General features: G+C 71.9%; 14 protein-coding genes and 1 rRNA gene. 7 read left to right on the forward strand and 8 right to left on the reverse strand.

Going from position 1 to position 13,431, the window contains the following annotated elements; genetic code table 11:
- A 5S ribosomal RNA gene (gene rrf, locus ACYVO2_RS32355) occupies positions 1 to 69 on the forward strand; the annotation flags it as partial.
- 136 nt (positions 70 to 205) lie between these two features.
- On the opposite strand, the gene ACYVO2_RS32360 is transcribed toward rrf, so the two are convergent.
- The 6 genes from ACYVO2_RS32360 to ACYVO2_RS32385 all read right to left on the reverse strand — a co-directional run bounded on the left by ACYVO2_RS32360 (position 206) and on the right by ACYVO2_RS32385 (position 7,300).
- The gene (locus ACYVO2_RS32360; RefSeq protein WP_461011647.1) at positions 206 to 1,978 is read right to left on the reverse strand and encodes a type IV secretory system conjugative DNA transfer family protein; all 1,773 of its coding nucleotides are present in this window, start codon (positions 1,976 to 1,978) and stop codon (positions 206 to 208) included.
- 1 nt (position 1,979) lies between these two features.
- Complete coding sequence (locus tag ACYVO2_RS32365; RefSeq protein ID WP_461011648.1) at positions 1,980 to 3,335, reverse strand: ATP-binding protein; 1,356 nt, start codon at positions 3,333 to 3,335, stop codon at positions 1,980 to 1,982.
- A 27-nt stretch (positions 3,336 to 3,362) separates the two neighbouring features.
- Positions 3,363 to 4,895: an SCO6880 family protein gene (locus ACYVO2_RS32370; protein ID WP_461011649.1), complete on the reverse strand. Its 1,533-nt coding sequence runs from the start codon at positions 4,893 to 4,895 to the stop codon at positions 3,363 to 3,365.
- A gap of 3 nt (positions 4,896 to 4,898) precedes the next feature.
- Positions 4,899 to 6,128, reverse strand: coding sequence for a hypothetical protein (locus ACYVO2_RS32375; protein WP_461011650.1), 1,230 nt, complete (start codon positions 6,126 to 6,128; stop codon positions 4,899 to 4,901).
- A complete protein-coding gene (locus tag ACYVO2_RS32380; RefSeq protein WP_461011651.1) occupies positions 6,118 to 6,912 on the reverse strand; it encodes a hypothetical protein in 795 nt (264 codons plus the stop codon). The genes ACYVO2_RS32375 and ACYVO2_RS32380 overlap by 11 nt, the downstream gene beginning before the upstream one ends.
- 79 nt (positions 6,913 to 6,991) lie before the next feature.
- Positions 6,992 to 7,300, reverse strand: coding sequence for a hypothetical protein (locus ACYVO2_RS32385; protein WP_461011652.1), 309 nt, complete (start codon positions 7,298 to 7,300; stop codon positions 6,992 to 6,994).
- 312 nt (positions 7,301 to 7,612) lie between these two features.
- On the opposite strand from ACYVO2_RS32385, the gene ACYVO2_RS32390 reads away from it, so the two are divergent.
- Positions 7,613 to 8,617: a C40 family peptidase gene (locus ACYVO2_RS32390; RefSeq protein WP_461011653.1), complete on the forward strand. Its 1,005-nt coding sequence runs from the start codon at positions 7,613 to 7,615 to the stop codon at positions 8,615 to 8,617.
- A 133-nt stretch (positions 8,618 to 8,750) separates the two neighbouring features.
- A complete protein-coding gene (locus ACYVO2_RS32395) occupies positions 8,751 to 9,431 on the forward strand; it encodes a phosphatase PAP2 family protein (RefSeq protein WP_461011654.1) in 681 nt (226 codons plus the stop codon).
- Positions 9,432 to 9,467: 36 nt separating this feature from the next.
- Here ACYVO2_RS32395 and ACYVO2_RS32400 read toward each other — a convergent pair whose 3' ends face one another.
- The gene (locus tag ACYVO2_RS32400) at positions 9,468 to 9,641 is read right to left on the reverse strand and encodes a hypothetical protein (protein ID WP_461011655.1); all 174 of its coding nucleotides are present in this window, start codon (positions 9,639 to 9,641) and stop codon (positions 9,468 to 9,470) included.
- 134 nt (positions 9,642 to 9,775) lie between these two features.
- Here ACYVO2_RS32400 and ACYVO2_RS32405 point away from each other — a divergent pair, with 134 nt between their 5' ends.
- Together ACYVO2_RS32405 and ACYVO2_RS32410 are read left to right on the forward strand one after the other, a co-directional pair.
- Positions 9,776 to 10,693: a hypothetical protein gene (locus ACYVO2_RS32405; RefSeq protein WP_461011656.1), complete on the forward strand. Its 918-nt coding sequence runs from the start codon at positions 9,776 to 9,778 to the stop codon at positions 10,691 to 10,693.
- Positions 10,694 to 10,850: 157 nt separating this feature from the next.
- On the forward strand, positions 10,851 to 11,036 hold the full coding sequence (locus ACYVO2_RS32410; protein ID WP_461011657.1) for a hypothetical protein: 186 nt from the start codon (positions 10,851 to 10,853) through the stop codon (positions 11,034 to 11,036).
- Positions 11,037 to 11,138: 102 nt separating this feature from the next.
- On the opposite strand, the gene ACYVO2_RS32415 is transcribed toward ACYVO2_RS32410, so the two are convergent.
- A complete protein-coding gene (locus ACYVO2_RS32415) occupies positions 11,139 to 11,549 on the reverse strand; it encodes a metal-sensitive transcriptional regulator (RefSeq protein ID WP_461011658.1) in 411 nt (136 codons plus the stop codon).
- A gap of 239 nt (positions 11,550 to 11,788) precedes the next feature.
- Between ACYVO2_RS32415 and ACYVO2_RS32420 the strand changes: the two genes are divergently transcribed.
- Positions 11,789 to 12,409, forward strand: a complete 621-nt coding sequence (locus ACYVO2_RS32420; protein WP_461011659.1) for a DUF47 domain-containing protein — start codon at positions 11,789 to 11,791, stop codon at positions 12,407 to 12,409.
- A 5-nt stretch (positions 12,410 to 12,414) separates the two neighbouring features.
- Positions 12,415 to 13,410, forward strand: a complete 996-nt coding sequence (locus tag ACYVO2_RS32425) for an inorganic phosphate transporter (RefSeq protein WP_461011660.1) — start codon at positions 12,415 to 12,417, stop codon at positions 13,408 to 13,410.
- The last annotated feature ends 21 nt before the right edge of the window (positions 13,411 to 13,431 follow it).

A 13,431-nucleotide genomic window follows, 5' to 3' on the forward strand; every position in this document is an offset into this window, starting at 1 on the left:
GAAGCTAAGCTCTACTGCGCCGATGGTACTGCGGAGGGGACTTCGTGGGAGAGTAGGACACCGCCGGACTCACTTTGAAAAGGCTTCGGTTCCTTGGGTCATTGACCCGGGAACCGAAGCCTTTTTTGTTTGCGTTTTCGGTGAGCCGATGCCCCTGTCTCGGGCGTCTCGGGCTGCCGCTCCCGCTTCCGCTGCCGGGGGACTGTCAGAGGCTCGTCCGGAAGGCCGCCTGGTCCTCCAGGCGTACCGTGGCGGTCTCCGTCGTCGTGGAGTCGATGGCGATGTGCAGGGCGGCGGACTGCTCGATGACGGTCGCGCCGCGGTCGCCCCAGCGGTGGCGGGCCTGCTCGTCCGAGCGGAGGACGGCGATCGTCGGGAGGCCCGTTCTGCCGCCGACGGACATCAGGTCGGGGAGCACGGGCACGGGGGCCAGGGTGGCCACGTCGTCCAGGGCCAGGAGCAGTGGTGGGTCGAGCCGACCGGAGGATGACCTGGCGGCCATGCGCCGGCCGTGCTCGACCACGTCTTCGACGAGCGCCGTCAGCAGCGGCATCGCACCCGGGTGCAGGCGCAGTTCTCTGCTGGAGCGCGCTTCCATGGCCTCACCGACCAGATAGATGGTTCCCCGTTCACGCAAGAACGATTCCATCCGGAAGGCATCGGAACCGGAAGGGCTGCATGAGTTCAGGACGTGCAACTGCGTCAGGCACTCCAGGGCACGGGCCGTCAGGGCCCTGGCGTCGTCGAGCTGTTGCTCGTGGCCGGTGAGGAGGGACTCCAGGGTGCCCGCCCAGTCGGCGGCGGCGTCCTTGGCGGTGCGGAGGATCTTCACCGGGTCCCGGGACGCCTGCCCGTTGGCCCAGCGGTGGACCTGGCGGACGGGTCGGTGGTCCAAGGCGGCGGCGTGCAGCCAGCAGCGCAGCAGGGTGTGCGCGGTCTGCTGGGTGTGGCGATCCGCCGGCAGGGTCCGGGCCAGGGGACGCACCGGCTCGAGGAGGGCGCGGGCCCGGTTGTCCGCGGTCGCCGGGTTCTCGCAGCCCTGCACGGGGGACCAGCGCAGCCGCTGGGTGGCGCCGGTGAGCTGGAGCGGGTCGAAGACCAGGAGGGGGCCCAGCTTCTCCCTGGCCGCCCTGGTGGCCTCGACGGCCGCGGGGCCGGTGCAGGTGAGCAGGACCGGGCCGGGCGCGCCCGACACGGCGGCGTGCAGGAGCCGGGCGGTGGCGCGGGCACCGGGCGGGGCGAGCACGCGGAACGTCCGGTCCAGGCCGCCGTACAGGTCGGTGGCGGTCGCGGTGTCCCGGCCCAGGGGGATGGCGTAGGCCAGCGGGTCGTGCAGGGAGCGGCCGATCACGGGGATCTCGGGACGGATGTCGCGGGCGCGGGGCACCAGGGCCGCCTCGGACAGCGGGTGCGGGACGTCGGCCGGGGGAGCGGCGGGCGGGGTCGCGGACGGCGGCGGGACCGGCGGCGCGGGCGCGGCGGGCGGGGGCGGCTGGGGGGCCGTGGCGGGGGCGTGGACGGGCTCCGGGGCGGGGACGGCGGCCGGGGCGGCGGCAGCCGGCGGGGGAGTGGCCGCGGCGGCCTGGGCGGCGCGCTCCCTGGCGGCGCGCTGGGCCTTGACCGGGGCCCGGAAGCGGGTCCAGCCGATCATGCCGAGCAGGACCACGGCGAGCAGCAGCGCCAGCAGGATGCCCAGGGTGGTCCAGAACACGGCGGTCGAGGGCAGGCCCTGGACCGGGTCGGGGTGGCGCCAGGCGGCGTCCACGTCCGACGGTTCGGTCACCAGGCGGCGCAGGGCCGGCGCGCTGTGGGTGAACGTGATGTCCGGCCACCGCCCGTGCTGGAGCACCGCGGCCAGGCCCGTGGCCAGCCAGACCAGGGTGACGCTGCCCAGCAGGACGGCGAGGAATCCGACGAGCGCGCCGTCGGGGATGCCCCCTCTGTCGCGGGGTTCGCGGCGGGGTGGCGGTGTGGTCATCTCACGCCACCGCGTCGTCCGCCAACTGCTTGTCCACGGCGCGCTCGGACGCCTCCTCCGTCATGGCGCGGTCGGTGTAGACCAGCGGGCGCTCGGCCTCGCTGACCAGGTGTTTGACGACCTGCACATTGCCGTTGACGTCCCACACGGCGATGCCGGGGGTGAGGGTGGGGATGATCTCCACGGCCCAGCGGGGCAGGCCGAGGACACTGCCCGTGGCGCGGGCCTCCTCCGCCTTCTGCATGTAGATGGTGCGGGTGGAGGCCATCTTCAGGATGGCCGCGGCCTCCTTGGCGGCGGCGCCGTCCACCACGTCCGACAGGTGGTGGACGACGGCGACGAAGGACAGGCCGAGGCGGCGGCCGAACTTCAGCAGCCGCTGGAACAACTGCGCCACGAACGGGCTGTTGATGATGTGCCAGGCCTCTTCCACCAGGAAGATGCGCTTCTTGCGGTCCGGCCGGATCCAGGTGTGCTCCAGCCACACGCCCACGATCGCCATGAGGATCGGCATGGCGATGGAGTTGCGGTCGATGTGGGACAGGTCGAAGACGATCAGCGGGGCGTCCAGGTCGATGCCGATGGTCGTCGGGCCGTCGAACATGCCGCGCAGGTCGCCGTCCACGAGGCGGTCCAGCACCAGGGCCACGTCCAGGCCCCAGTTGCGCACGTCCTCGAGGCCCACGTTCATCGCCTCGGTGGCCTCCACCACCGGGTGGCGCAGGCGCTCCACGATGTCGGAGAGGACCGGCTGGCGGTCGGTGACGGCGGCGTGGACGTGGGTGTGGGCGACCTTCAGGGCGAAGCCGGCGCGCTCGTCCAGCCCGCGGCCCATGGCGACCTCGATGATGGTGCGCAGCAGGGCGAGCTGGCCGGTCGAGGTGATGGCCGGGTCGAGCGGGTTGAGGCGGATGCCGCCGCCGAGCGCGGCGGCCGGGTCCAGACGGATGGGGGTTATGCCCAGCGCCTGGGCGATGTGGTTCCACTCGCCGACGCCGTCCTCGCCCTGCGCGTCCAGGACGACGACCTGCCGGTCCCGGAAGCGCAACTGCCGCAGGACGTACGTCTTCTCCAGCGACGACTTGCCGTTGCCGGACTCGCCGAGGACCAGCCAGTGCGGGGCGGGCAACTGCTGGCCGTAGAGGAGGAACGGGTCGTAGATGTAGCCCTTGCCGGAGTAGACCTCGCGGCCGATGATCACCCCGGAGTCGCCGAGGCCGGGCGCGGCCGTGGGCAGGTAGACGGCCTGGGCCTGGCCCGTGGAGGTGCGCACGGGCAGCCGGGTGGTCTCCACCCTCCCGAACAGGAAGCTGGTGAACGCCTCGGTGATGGCGGTGATCGGCTCGAAACCGGGCATCGGCCCCTCCTTGGAGGTGTAGGGATCCTAGCGGCGGATGCCGGTGGCGAAGGGCAGGGTGTTGACGAAAGCGCGGTGGTGCTCGCGGTCGCACCACTCGAGTTTGAGGTAGCTCTTGCCGGCGGAGGCGCGGATGGTGCGCTTGTCGCGGGCCAGCGCCTCGGGGTTGCGGGACGACACGGTGATGTAGCCGACGAGGTTGACGCCGGCGGCGCCGCTGGCCAGGTCCTCGCCGCGCTGGTCCACGCGCCCGGAGTGGGCGATGTCGCGGGGGTCGACGACCTTGTTCATCTTCGCGGCGCGGCTGGCGTCGGCGTCGTCGTTGGTCTTCTCCGTCAGCATGCGCTCGATGGCGAGCTCGGTGGGCTCCAGGTCCATGGTGACGGCGACGGTGCGGATGACGTCGGGGGTGTGGACCAGCAGCGGGGCGAGGAAGTTGACGCCGACCGGGGTGAGCGGCCACTCCTTGATCCAGGCGGTGGCGTGGCACCACGGCTCGCGGGTGACGGACTCTCGGGTCTTGGCCTGGAGGTACTGCGGGTGGGTGGCGTCCAGCTCGGCCGGCCAGGCGTTGCGGCGGGTCATCGCCTGGATGTGGTCGATCGGGTGGTCCGGGTCGTACATCGAGTGGATCAGGGACGACAGGCGGGCCTGGCCCAGCGGCTGGCGGACCCGTATGTCGGCCTCGGCGAGGCGGGCGCAGATGTCGGTGAGCTCCCGGGCCATCACGGCGGCCAGGCCGGCGTCGCGGGACGAGCGGGACGCCTTCGCCAGCGCGTTGGCCTCGCTCGCCAGGTCGCGGTTGTAGTGCATGCACGCCACCAGGTAGGCGCGGTGCTGCTCGCTGGAGGTGGACACCATGGACAGCAACTGCTCGTAGGAGTCCTGGAGCCAGTCGGGGGAGGACGGGTCGCCGCGGCGCTCGACGTCCTTGGCGTGCGCGTCGGGGTCGGCGGGCAGGGTGCGGGCCAGCATCTGGAGGCGGGTGACGAACCCGTCGCCGTTGGCCACGTGCTTGAGCAGGGTGCCGAACCGGTCGACGAGCGCCTCCTGGTCCTCGGAGTCGCGCAGGCCGACGCCGGGGCCCTCGATCTCAATGGCCGCGGTGACGGTGCGGCGGTCCATGTGCAGCAGCACCGCGATCTCGTCCGGGCCGAACGGCGCGGACAGCCAGGTGACGCGGCCGATGCCGGGGGGCGGGCCGATCTCCACCTCGCGGCCGTCGATGCGGATGCCGGCCTCGGGGGCGGCGGAGCGGTAGACGGCGGTGGCGCGGTTGCGGGTGGTGCGGCGGAAGGTGCGGTTGATCTCCGCCCAGCGGTAGAACGTGCGGCCGCGGTAGGGCACGTAGACGGCGGCGAACGCCAGGAAGGGGAACCCGACCAGGCCGATGATGCGCAGCATCAGCACCGGGATCAGCAGGCCGCTCATCATGCCGAGGAAACCGCCGGCGATGATGAGTACGATCTCGCCGGTCTCACGGTTCTTGCCGACGATGGCGTTCGGGCGGGCCTTGCCGATGAGGTAGGTGCGGCGCGGGCTTACGGGCTGCGTGGTCACCGGTCACCTCCTGTCGTGCGGTGCTTGCGGGGTGCGGGGTGCGGTCGCCGCGGGGCGGCCGGGGGAGCCACCCGTCTGCGAGCCGCGGGAGCTGTGGGCGGCGATGCCGGACGAGACGGCGTTCGAGCCGCTGCCGCCCGAGGGGCGCGCCGCCTGCGGCTCGGGGCGGCTGCTGTGGGTCTTGATGCCCTGCCTGACGGTGGACGCCGGGCTGTTGATGACGGCGGCGGCCGGGGCCTGGAGGGCGGTCTTGCGGGCCTCCAGGAGCTTGGACATGTCGTCGCCGAAGCCGGGGACGAAGCGGTAGATCATGAAGCTGGCGAAGATCGTCAGCAGGATGATGGCCAGGCCGGAGAAGACGGCCGAGTACGACTCGGAGTCCTCGGAGTTCTCGGTGATCGCCCCGGCGAGGCCGAGGACGATGACGATGACCGGCTTGACCAGGAGCACGGCGATCATGATGCCCGCCCAGCGCCTGACGTGTCCCCACAGCTTCTTGTCCACCAGGCCGGAGTAGACGGCCGTGCCGAGCAGGGCGCCGACGTAGAGCAGGGCGGCGCGGATGAGGAGCTCCAGCCAGACGATGGCGGCGGCGACGATGGACACCAGGGAGACCACGATCAGCATGACCGGGCCGCCGCCCATCTCGTTGTTCGGCTCCAGCGCCTTGGCGAAGTTGTCGAAGAACAGGGTGGTGTCGGACTTGGTGCCGACCGCGATCGCCTCGGTGACGCCGTCGGTGACCTTCACCAGGGAGTACAGGGCCAAGGGGGTGAAGGCGGAGGCGACGACCGTCAGCCAGAGGAAGCCGACGGCCTCGAGGACCGCCTCGTGGAAGGGGACGCCGCGCACCGCGCGCTTGATGACGGCCAGCATCCACAGGATGAGGGTGAGGATGGTGGACGCGCCGAAGACGACGGCGTACTGGCGGACGAAGCTGGCGTTGGTGAAGTCGACCGCGGTGGTCTCGTTGACGGCCTTGGAGAGCTGGTCGATGACCCAGCGGGCGGCTTCGGCGCAGCCGTTGGCGAGGGATTGGAGGGGGTCGAGGGTCTGGGTGGGGTCGGCGCGGTCGCCTTCGCTGCCGTCACAGTGCTTCTGGAGACCGGGAGGCAGCTCGTCGCAGTTGGTGTCGGGGTCCGGCGCCGCGACGGCGACGGCCGGCAGCAGGACCCCGGTCGCCGTCACGCTCGTGACGGTGAGGAGCCTGCGCAGGCGGTGGCTAGCGGGCATAGGTGAAACCCCCGAACTCCTCGACGGCCCCCGCGATCTCCTCCGCCCCCGCCGCGGGGACGTCGCCGTCCACCGGGGCGGGGCCCTCTTCGTCCGTGTCCTTGACGATCTTCCAGTCGCCGCCGGTCCACCGGAGTTCGAAGGTGATGGTGAACCAGTCGGTCCGCACCGGGTCCTTGGAGCCGGTGCCGGCCATGCCGAACAGGCCGGTGCACCAGACCGACACCGTGGCCGCGTCCTTCTCGAACTTCTCGACCCTGGTGCCGACCGGCACCGTCCGGGAGACGAAGGTCATGCCGTCGGGGGCGTCGCCGTCCTGGTCCAGGCCGGCGTTGCGGAGGACGGCGGCAGAGAATCCTTTGTCCAGCTCCGCCTTGCGGACCCGCGCCTGCTCCGGGGTGTAGATAGCGTCGATGATCGAGTGCCGGTCCGTCTTCTTGAACATGCGGTCGGAGCCCAGGGCCACGGCGTAGTTGGCCGCGGCGGACTGGGCTCCCTGGGCGGTTTGGTCGAAGCCCTTCGGGAAGCCGTTCGCGGTGGTGGTCACCGGGGGGACGCCCGAGGGGGCCGTGGGGTTGGAGTGCCGGGTGCCGTCGCCGCCCGCCGCCTGGTCGCCGGTGCCGCCGTCGGCGCGGTTGAGGACGGCGATGCCGACGACGAGCAGCGTCAGCACCGTGACGGTGATCAGCAGGGATCGCAGCGGGCGCGGTCGTGACGCCGTCCCGTCCTGCTGGTCGTCCTCGGGCAGCACGGTTCTGGTGTGGGGACCGTCGTCGCTGGACATGCTTCAGGACCTCAAGGGGACAGGCGCTGCCGTGGTGGGACCGGCACGGGGACGGGCGGTGGCGTAGGGGGCGGGCCGGCTATACGGCCATCCCGTAGACGATGGTGAACAGGGTGCCGAGCGAGCCGATGATGAACACCCCGGTCAGTCCGGCGATGATCAGGCCCTTGCCCTGCTCCGCGCTGAAGGTGTCGCGCATGGCCGTCGCGCCGATGCGCTGCTTGGCCGCGCCCCAGATGGCGATGGCCATGCAGATGAGGATGGCCACGGCCATCACGACTTCGACCATCACCCGGGCCTCGGTGCCCAGGGTGCCGAAAGGCCCCCAGTCCGGGGCGATCCCACCGATGATGACCTCGATGTCACCCTTCTCGGCACTGAGATTCATGGTTTTCACCACCTCGAGTCGGTTGCGGCGCTCCCCGCCGGGCATACGAGGGCACCTTAACTATCCTGGCTCACTATCCTGAGCGGAAATCCCGTTCCGTGTTGTCGACTTGGCGTCTTTTCTGTCTCGATCGCGGTGTGCGCGGGGCCCGTTGGGGGCAGACTGGAGCGGTTGCGTGTGCGCAGGGTCATGTCGTTCACTCTGTGTAGCACGCATGATTGCGCTGGGCAACGGTGGCGGCGAGAATGACCGCGGGCGACGGGAGGGCCCGCCGCGGGGGCGGTGGCGGCCCGGGAGGGGAGGTGGCCGGCAGTGGGCGGGCGCAAGGTCTGGTTCGCCGTCAGCGGCGGTCTGGCGCTCTTCTCGGGGTTCGTGGTGCTGCTCGTGGTGGGCACGTACGCCCTGACGCCGGCGGGCGTCTCCCGGGACGGCAGGGCGCTGAATCTGGCCAAGGGCACGGTGCCCGCGGCGTACGCGTCCCTGGTGCAGAAGTGGGGGCGGCTGTGCGACGCGATATCGCCGCCGCTGCTGGCCGCCCAGTTGTACCAGGAGAGCGGATTCAACCCCCGGGCGCAGAGCCACGCGGAGGCGCAGGGGATAGCGCAGTTCATCCCGAGCACCTGGGCCACCCACGGCATGGACGGGGACGGGGACGGGGACCGCGACGTGTGGGACCCGGCGGACGCGATCCCGTCGGCGGCGTCGTACGACTGCACGCTGGCGAAGGACGTGGCCGACGTGCCGGGCGACCCGGTGGCGAACATGCTCGCGGCCTACAACGCGGGTCCGTACCGGGTCATCGCGGCGGGCGGTGTGCCGAACATCACCGAGACCCGCAACTACGTCAAGCGCATCAGGTCGCTGGAGAAGAGCTTCGCCGCCCGGACGGAGCCGGTGTCGTTCTCGTCGCAGGCGGCGGGCGCGATCTACTACGCGCAGGACAAGCTCGGCACCCCGTACCTGTGGGGCGGTGACGGCACCCCGGAGGAGGGCGGCCGGTTCGACTGCTCGGGGCTGACCAAGGCGGCGTACGCGTCGGTGGGGATCGAGCTGCCGCGGGTGGCGAACGACCAGTGGTACGCCGGCCAGCACCCGGAGCGGGACGAACTCCAGCCGGGGGACCTGGTGTTCTTCGCGTACGATCTCCAGAACCCGCGGAGCATCCACCATGTGGGCATCTACGTCGGCGGCGGATACATGATCAATGCGCCCTACACCGGCGCGGTGATCAGGTTCGACAAGATCGACACCCCGGACTACTTCGGTGCCACCAGGGTGACCCGGGAGGGCGCCGACGCGCTCCCGGACCGCGCCTGATCCGCTTCAGGACTCCGTTCGATCACCTTTCGGTAACTTCGCGTGATCGCGGCCCGGGAAGCGGAACGCTGGATACCGCTGCTCTCGTTGTCCGCGGGGGCAGGCCGATACCGAACGGAGCAAGGGGTTGCGCATGGCTGGACTCGTCGATCAGAGCTCCAACCCCGACGTCAGCCTGCTCTACGACATCAACGGAGTCGCCGAGCGGGCCCCGCACTCGGCCGACCGGGCCGTCGAGCTGATCGGCGAGTACGGGTGCGTCGGCCTGCTGGGCCTGCTCGCCGTCGCCGCCTGGCTGGCGGCGCGGCGCCGGCCGGACGCGCCCGCGGCGGTGGCCGCCGTGCTGTGGTCGGGGCTGGCCGCGGGCGTCGCCCTGCTGTTCAACATCCCGATCCGGGGGCTGGTGGAGCGGCCCCGGCCGTTCCTGGACCACGCCGGGCTCGAGGTGCTGGTGGAGGGCAAGACCGACTACTCCTTCGCCAGCGACCACGCCACGCTCGGCATGGCGATCGCGGTGGGCCTGTTCCTGGTGAGCAGGAAGCTCGGCCTGGTGGCCATCGCGGTGGCGTTCTTCCAGGGGTTCGCCCGGGTCTACATGGGGGTCCACTACCCGTCCGACGTCATCGGCGGGTTCGCGCTCGGCACGGCGACCGCGCTGCTGCTCGCGCCGCTGGCGCTGGCCCTGCTGACCCCGCTGACCTCCGCGGTGGCCCGCTCCCCGCTGCGCCCGCTGGTGGCCGCGCGCCCCAGGGCCGTGGAGGCCGCGCCGCGCACGGAGCCGGCCGGCAGCCGCAGCACCGACCTGGCGGCCTGACCCCCGGGAGCGCTCCCGCGGGCGGGCCGGAGGGCCTCAGGAGCCCGCTTCCGCGTGGCGCGCGGCGTCGCGGCGGGCGAGCTCCCGGCTGCGCCGCGCGGGGCCGGACCAGCCGCACACGCAGCGGGCGGTGCAGAACGAGCCCCGCTCCGTGGTGGTGGTGTCGTGCCGCGGGGGAGGGGAGGCGGGCTCCGGCGCTTTCGGGTGCACGGGGCCACGGTAGCCAGCGCCCGCGGGGCGCCGCCGCGGGCCCCCGCCGCGCGGTGGACGGGTCCGCCCGGCCGTGACCGGCGCCGGGCGGGCTCGTTAACCGAATGGATTCTTCTCCCAGGGGGTTGCCGCGCATGAACGGCGAGCACGGGTCGTCGCCCTCCGGTGCGGGTGCGCTCCGGCCGGCGGCGCTCCGGCTGGCGGCGTTCGGGCTCGCGGCGGTGTGCGGCGCCTGCTGCCTGGCGGGCTGCTCCGCGGGGGCCGCGGTGAACGAGCGCCGCGCCCTGTCCTCCGACGTGGTGGTCGAGGACCCGGGGGCGGCGGTGCGCCGGGCCGCGCGGGTGCTGGCCAGGGCGGGCACGTCGAAGGTGCGCACCACGATGCGGATGGTCAACGGGGGCACCCGGGTGACGATCCGGGGCGAGGGCCGGTTCGACTACGCGGCGCGCCGGGGGCGCCTGGTGGTGACGCTGCCGGGCACGGCGGGCGCGGAGCGGGGCCCGATCACGGAGCTGGTGGTGCCCGGCGCCCTGTACATGCGCAACCGCGGCGCGGAGGTGCCGCGGGGCAAGTGGGTGCGGGTGGAGACGGCGCGGCTGGCCGACGGCAACCTGGTCACGGGCGGCGCGACCGACCCGGTGACCGCCGCGGAGCTGCTGCGCGGCGCCCGCGGGGTGCAACTGGTGGGGGAGCGGGTCCTGGACGGGGTGCGGGTGCGGCGGCTGCGGGGCACGGCCGACATGGGCCGGGCCGCGCGGACGGCGCCGCGGGACACGGCGGGGGCGCTGCGGGCGGCGCTGCGGAGCTTCACGGTCACGCGGGTGCCGTTCGACGCCTGTCTTGACGAACGGGGGCGGTTGCGTGAGGTGCGTCAGGAGTTCACGTTCCGCAGTGCCAGCTCGGTGGGCGGCGCGGGGAACGAGGTGCGCGTGGTGTCGGTCACCCGCCTGTACGACTTCGGCAGCGAGGTGGACATCGAGCTGCCCAGGCCGGGGGACATCTACGCGGGCCGGATCGTCTCGCCCGCGGCGCGGGGCCGGGCGCGCTCCTAGGCGCGTCGCCGGCGGCCCCGGCTCATCCGGACCGGGCCGCGCGTGCTCCGGCGGGCGGTGCCAAATGGTCCGTCCGTGCCATGCGCGGGCGGTGCGCCGGTCCCTAGTCTGGAAGCTCAGCTTCAGTGCCGTCATCCATGACGAGGAGGTGGTGCACGTGACGTCGCCGCGTGGTGCAGGGGTCCACGACCTTGTGGCCCTGGCAGAGATCGAGCTGTGCGGTGAGCTGATGATCGCGGCATCGGCCGCCGGTGAGGAACGGCTCAGCCGCGACCGGATCGACGAGGTTCTTCAGGTGGGCCGCCCCGACGGCGGCCAGCTCTGCTCGGCGGGGCCGTGCTGAACGGGTCGCCGGCCGGAGGGCTCAGCCGGGGGGCCGAGCCCTCCGGCTGAGGCCCTCCGGCGCCGCCGCCACCCGTGGTGGCGGCGGCGCGGCCCGCCCCGGTCAGGTGCCCAGCAGGCGCTTGATGGCGGCGGTGGCCTCGGCGACCTTGGCGTCGGCCTCGGGGCCGCCCTCCTCGACGGCGGCGGCCACGCAGTGCCGCAGGTGCTCCTCCAGCAGGCTCAGCGCGAACGACTGGAGGGCCTTGGTGCCCGCCGACACCTGCGTCAGGATGTCGATGCAGTAGACGTCGGACTCGACCATGCGCTGGAGCCCGCGGATCTGGCCCTCGATCCGGCGCAGCCGCTTGAGGTGCTGGTCCTTCTGCTTGCTGTAGCCGTGCCCGCCGCCGGCGGTGGCGCCCGTCGCGGCGCAGGCGTCGGGTGCCTGCCCGGACCCGTCCGGTGTGGTGCCTGTGCTCTCCGGTGTGGCCTGCGTGGCCTGTGTGTCCACAGGTTCTCCTGTCCCGCCCATTGGCTGAGATCCGCCCCCGCTCTGCGCGGGCCTGCCCCGATATACCCCCATTGGGTATGCTAGCGCCTTTCGCCGCCGTGCGCCTCCGGTGGGGTGGGGGCCCGGCGGAGGCCCCGGACGCGTTCAACCCGCCGCGAACGGGTAAATGGAGGGGGCGCGGGCACCCCCGGTATGAACGGTCGCGGCTCACAGCGCCTAGCATCATCCCGACCACATCGGACGCAACACGGAGATATCAGGTGCGCTTTCGTCTGACCCCCAGGGAGACGAGCTTCTACGACATGTTCGCCGCGTCCGCGGACAACATCGTCACGGGTTCGAAGCTCCTGATGGAACTGCTCGGCGCAGACGCCTCCGCGCGCTCCGAGATCGCCGACCGGATGCGGGCAGCGGAGCACGCGGGCGACGACGCGACGCACGCCATCTTCCACCAGTTGAACTCCTCCTTCATCACCCCCTTCGACCGGGAGGACATCTACACCCTGGCGTCCTCGCTGGACGACATCATGGACTTCATGGAGGAGGCGGTGGACCTCGTCGTGCTCTACAACGTCGAGGAGCTGCCCAAGGGGGTCGAGCAGCAGGTCGAGGTGCTCAACCGGGCCGCGGAGCTCACCGCCGAGGCCATGCCGCACCTGCGGACGATGAACAACCTCACCGAGTACTGGATCGAGGTCAACCGGCTGGAGAACCAGGCGGACCAGATCCACCGCAAGCTGCTCGCGCACCTGTTCAGCGGCAAGTACGACGCCATCGAGGTGCTCAAGCTCAAGCAGATCGTGGACGTGCTCGAAGAGGCGGCGGACGCGTTCGAACACGTGGCGAACACGGTTGAGACCATCGCCGTCAAGGAGTCCTGACTTCAGTGGAACTCGCTGGTCTCATCGTCGTCGTCGGCGTCGCCCTGCTCTTCACGTACACCAACGGCTTCCACGACTCCGCCAACGCCATCGCCACCTCCGTCTCCACCCGGGCGCTGACCCCGCGGGCGGCGCTGGCGATGGCCGCGGTGATGAACCTCGCCGGGGCGTTCCTGGGCGAGGGCGTGGCCAAGACCGTCAGCAAGGGGCTCATCGCCACGCCCGAGGGCCACGAAGGACTGGTGATCATCTTCGCCGCCCTGGTCGGCGCGGTGAGCTGGAACCTGATCACCTGGTACTTCGGCCTGCCGTCGTCGTCCTCGCACGCGCTGTTCGGCGGGCTGGTGGGCGCGGCGCTGGCCGCGTCGAGCACGGTCCACTGGGACGGGGTGCTGGAGAAGGTCGTCATCCCGATGGTGGTCTCGCCGCTGATCGGGCTGGGCGTCGGCTATCTGGTGATGGTCGCGATCCTGTGGACGTTCCGCAGGTCGAACCCGCACAAGGCCAAGCGGCACTTCCGGATCGCCCAGACGGTCTCGGCGGCGGGGATGGCGCTCGGGCACGGCATCCAGGACGCGCAGAAGACCATGGGCATCGTGGTGATGGCGCTGATCGCCGGCGGGTACCACGACGACCACGGCATCCCGATCTGGGTGAAGTTCGCCTGCGCGCTGATGCTGTCGCTGGGCACCTACGCCGGCGGGTGGCGGATCATGCGGACGCTGGGCCGCAAGATCATCGAGCTGGACCCGCCGCAGGGGTTCGCGGCGGAGGCCACGGCGTCGTCGATCCTGTACACCACGGCGTTCATCTTCAAGGCGCCGATCTCCACGACGCACATCATCACCTCGGCGATCATGGGCGTGGGGGCGACGAAGCGGTTCTCGGCGGTGCGCTGGGGCGTGGCGAAGAACATCGTGGCGGGCTGGTTCCTGACCATGCCGGCGGCGGCGGGCGTGGCGGCCCTGGTGTGGTGGGTGACGGACCTGCTGGTCGGCTAGGCGGCCGGACGGCGGACCCGG

The sequence above is a fragment of the Streptomyces capparidis genome, from assembly GCF_054782095.1.

Excerpts from the sequence above, each read along its gene's own strand:
- ACYVO2_RS32360 (WP_461011647.1), bottom strand. The coding sequence starts at position 1,978 with ATGACCACACCGCCACCCCGCCGCGAACCCCGCGACAGAGGGGGCATC.
- ACYVO2_RS32365 (WP_461011648.1), bottom strand. The coding sequence starts at position 3,335 with ATGCCCGGTTTCGAGCCGATCACCGCCATCACCGAGGCGTTCACCAGC.
- ACYVO2_RS32375 (WP_461011650.1), bottom strand. The coding sequence starts at position 6,128 with ATGCCCGCTAGCCACCGCCTGCGCAGGCTCCTCACCGTCACGAGCGTG.
- ACYVO2_RS32380 (WP_461011651.1), bottom strand. The coding sequence starts at position 6,912 with ATGTCCAGCGACGACGGTCCCCACACCAGAACCGTGCTGCCCGAGGAC.
- ACYVO2_RS32385 (WP_461011652.1), bottom strand. The coding sequence starts at position 7,300 with ATGAATCTCAGTGCCGAGAAGGGTGACATCGAGGTCATCATCGGTGGG.
- ACYVO2_RS32395 (WP_461011654.1), top strand. The coding sequence starts at position 8,751 with ATGGCTGGACTCGTCGATCAGAGCTCCAACCCCGACGTCAGCCTGCTC.
- ACYVO2_RS32405 (WP_461011656.1), top strand. The coding sequence starts at position 9,776 with ATGAACGGCGAGCACGGGTCGTCGCCCTCCGGTGCGGGTGCGCTCCGG.
- ACYVO2_RS32415 (WP_461011658.1), bottom strand. The coding sequence starts at position 11,549 with ATGGGCGGGACAGGAGAACCTGTGGACACACAGGCCACGCAGGCCACA.